This window comes from Bradyrhizobium liaoningense (assembly GCF_018130825.1).
In the GTDB taxonomy this organism is placed as follows: domain Bacteria; phylum Pseudomonadota; class Alphaproteobacteria; order Rhizobiales; family Xanthobacteraceae; genus Bradyrhizobium; species Bradyrhizobium liaoningense_B.
Genome location: NZ_JAFCJS010000021.1, coordinates 1 through 3,133 on the forward strand (window position 1 = coordinate 1; position 3,133 = coordinate 3,133).

Consider the following 3,133-nt stretch of genomic DNA (forward strand, 5'->3'; position numbering starts at 1 on the left):
ACAACGGCAATGCAGGTTCGCCAAATGCGTCCGGCACGCTGACGGTCAACGATGTCGACAGCGGCCAGGCCGTATTCCAGACGGTCGCGCCTGCCGCTCTCGCCGGCACGTACGGCAATTTCACCTTCAACAACAACACGGGCGCGTGGACTTATGCGCTCGACAATACAAAGAGCACGACCCAAGAGCTGATCGCCAATCAGGTCGTGCACGACACGCTGACGGTCAAATCGGCCGATGGCACCGCGACCCAGGTGATCGACGTGACGGTGACCGGTTCGAATGACAACGCCACGATCACCGGCACAGCAACAGGCGCTGTGACGGAAGCGGGCGGAGTCAACAACGGCAATGCAGGTTCGCCAAATGCGTCCGGCATGCTGACGGCCAACGATGTCGACAGCGGCCAGGCCGTATTCCAGGCGGTCGCGCCTGCCGCTCTCGCCGGCACCTACGGCAATTTCACCTTCAACAGCAACACGGGCGCGTGGACTTATGTGCTCGACAATACAAAGAGCACGACCCAAGAGCTGATCGCCAATCAGGTCGTGCACGACACGCTGACGGTCAAATCCGCCGATGGCACTGCGACGCAGGTGATCGACGTCACGGTGACGGGCAGCAACGATTCGCCGGTTGTGGTGGTTGGCGGCAACAACGGTTCGGTCACGGAGGCCGGCAACCAGGACGACGGGACGGTGGTGGCCGGGACCGCGTCTGCGACCGGGACGCTGACGTCGATGGATGTCGACGCCGGCGCGACGGCGACGTGGAGCGGATCTGCGGCCGGCAGCTATGGCTCGTTTGCGATCGGAGCGGACGGGAGCTGGACCTACACGCTGGACAACACGCCCGGCGGTGCGGCGGACCAGCTCGCCGAGGGCGACGTCAAGACGGAGACGTTTACGGCGACGGTGACGGACGACAAGGGCGCCACCGCGACGGCGACCGTGACGATCACGGTGACGGGCAGCAACGATTCGCCGGCGATCACGAGTTCGGCGCAGGGCGGCTCGGTCAAGGAAGACACGACGCTGACGGCGACGGGGCAGGTGACGTCGAACGACGTCGACCATGGGGCGACGGCGGCCTACAGTGGCGACGCGACGGGAGTGTATGGCAGCTTTGCGGTCAACGCGGCGACGGGTGCGTGGACCTACACGCTGGACAACGCCAACCACCAGGATCTGGCGGCTGGCGAGAGCCACACTGAAACCTTCACGGTCACCGTGACGGACGACAAGGGCGCGACAGCGACCCAGGACGTCGTGATCACGGTCACCGGCACCAACGACGACCCGACGGTGACGGCGGGCGTACAGAGCGTGCCGCTGGTGGAAGCGGGCGTCGGCACGACGGGGACGGCGAATGCGTCGATCACGCTGACCAAGGGCGACTTCGATACGGGCGATGCGGCGAGCTATGACGGCGCGGCGCTGACCTCCGACGGCTGGGCGACCGGCGATGGCGGGGTGACCTACACCAAGACCGGGACCTACGGCACGGCAACGCTGACCACGGCCAGCGGCGTGGTGAGTTACGCGCTCGACAACAACGATACCGACACCAACGCCCTGGCGGGCGGCGCCAGCGTGTCGGACAACTTCACCATCTTCGTCAAGGACGGCAGCACCGGCACCGCCTCGACCGCGGTCAACTTCGCCATCACCGGCAGCAACGACAACCCGACGGTCACGGCGGGTGCGCAGAGCGTGCCGCTGGTGGAGGCCGGCGTCGGCACGGGGGGGACGGCATCGGCGACCATTGCGCTGACCAAGGCCGATCCGGACACAGGCGATGCGGCGAGCTATGATGGCGCGGCGCTGACCTCCGACGGCTGGGCGACCGGCGATGGCGGGGCGACCTACACCAAGACCGGAACCTACGGCACGGCGACGCTGACCACGGCCAGCGGCGTGGTGAGTTACGCCCTCGACAACAACGATACCGACACCAATGCCCTGGCGGGCGGCGCCAGCGTATCGGACGACTTCACCGTCTTCGTCAAGGACGGCAGCACCGGCACCGCCTCGACCGCGGTCAACTTCGCCATCACCGGCAGCAACGACAATCCGACGGTGAGCGCGGGTGCACAGAGCGTGCCGCTGGTGGAAGCGGGCGTCGGCACGGCAGGGACGGCGAATGCGTCGATCGCGCTGACCAAAGGGGACTTCGATACGGGCGATGCGGCGAGCTATGACGGCGCGGCGCTGACCTCCGACGGCTGGGCGACCGGCGATGGCGGGGCGACCTACACCAAGACCGGGACCTACGGCACGGCGACGCTGACCACGGCCAGCGGCGTGGTGAGCTACGCGCTCGACAACAACGACACCGATACCAATGCCCTGGCGGGCGGCGCCAGCGTGTCGGACGACTTCACCGTGTTCGTCAAGGACGGCAGCACTGGCACCGCCTCGACCGCGGTCAACTTCGCGATCACCGGCAGCAACGACAATCCGATGGTCACGGCGGGTGCGCAGAGCGTGCCGCTGGTGGAGGCGGGCGTCGGCACAACGGGCACGGCGAATGCGTCGATCGCGCTGACCAAGGGGGACTTCGATACCGGCGATGCGGCGAGCTATGATGGCGCGGCGCTGACCTCCGACGGCTGGGCGACCGGCGATGGCGGGGCGACCTACACCAAGACCGGGACCTACGGCACGGCGACGCTGACCACCGCAACCGGCGTGGTGAGCTATGCCCTCGACAACAACGATACCGACAGCAATGCCCTGGCGGGCGGCGCCAGCGTGTCGGACGACTTCACCGTCTTCGTCAAGGACGGCAGCACCGGCACCGCCTCGACGGCGGTGAACTTTGCCATCACCGGCAGCAACGACAACCCGACGGTCACGGCAGGCGCGCAGAGCGTGCCGCTGGTGGAGGCCGGCGTCGGCACGGCGGGCACGGCGAATGCGTCGATCGCGCTGACCAAGGGGGACTTCGATACCGGCGATGCGGCGAGCTATGACGGCGCGGCGCTGACCTCCGACGGCTGGGCGACCGGCGATGGCGGGGTGACCTACACCAAGACCGGGACCTACGGCACGGCAACGCTGACCACGGCCAGCGGCGTGGTGAGTTACGCCCTCGACAACAACGATACCGACAGCAATGCCCTGGCGGGCGG

General features: G+C 67.5%; 1 protein-coding gene. It reads left to right on the plus strand.

The genetic code is table 11. The annotated features are described in order from the left end of the window. Positions 1–3,133, plus strand: a 3,133-nt coding sequence (locus JQ603_RS37850) for a beta strand repeat-containing protein (protein WP_212348742.1), incomplete at both ends; no start/stop codon positions are given.